The sequence below is a fragment of the Aeromonas sp. HMWF014 genome, from assembly GCF_963878295.1.
In the GTDB taxonomy this organism is placed as follows: Bacteria; Pseudomonadota; Gammaproteobacteria; order Enterobacterales; family Aeromonadaceae; genus Aeromonas; species Aeromonas popoffii.
Genome location: NZ_CAWNYS010000011.1, coordinates 31,041 through 31,512 on the forward strand (window position 1 = coordinate 31,041; position 472 = coordinate 31,512).

Annotated in this window: 1 protein-coding gene; it reads right to left on the reverse strand. The window is 60.2% G+C overall.

Annotated features, from left to right (window positions below):
* On the reverse strand, positions 1 to 362 hold a 362-nt coding region (gene tsaB, locus AAC083_RS22710; RefSeq protein ID WP_181364873.1), incomplete at its 3' end, for a tRNA (adenosine(37)-N6)-threonylcarbamoyltransferase complex dimerization subunit type 1 TsaB.
* Positions 363 to 472 lie beyond the last annotated feature (110 nt).

Sequence of the window (472 nt, forward strand, 5' to 3'; positions counted from 1 at the left end):
CGCGCATCGATGGCGGTTAACACCTGTTTGGCGCCGTCGAGACGATAGGCGCCTTGCGCCATGGCGGCCAGGGTGGAGATGCCGATGAGCGGCACGCCCACCCCAAACGCCAGCCCCTGAGCCACGCTGATGCCGATCCGCACCCCGGTAAAGGAGCCCGGGCCACGCCCGAACGCGATGGCATCGAGCTCGCCCAAGGTTATCCCGGCGTCGTCCAGCACAGCCTGAACCATGGGCAAGATTTTACGGGTGTGATCCCGCGGCGCCTCTTCCCAGCGAGAGAACAGCGTGTCACCCACCTGCAAGGCGGCGGAGCAGGCTTCGGTGGCGGTATCAACGGCCAGGATCTTCAACTCGTTCATGCTTTCCAATCTCTATAAAATCAGTCAATTACATAACCGGCAAGCAAGATATGCTCGCCCGTTGTTCAACTCTGTTATCTGGCGGCAAACTTAGTCACCGCGATCGAAAA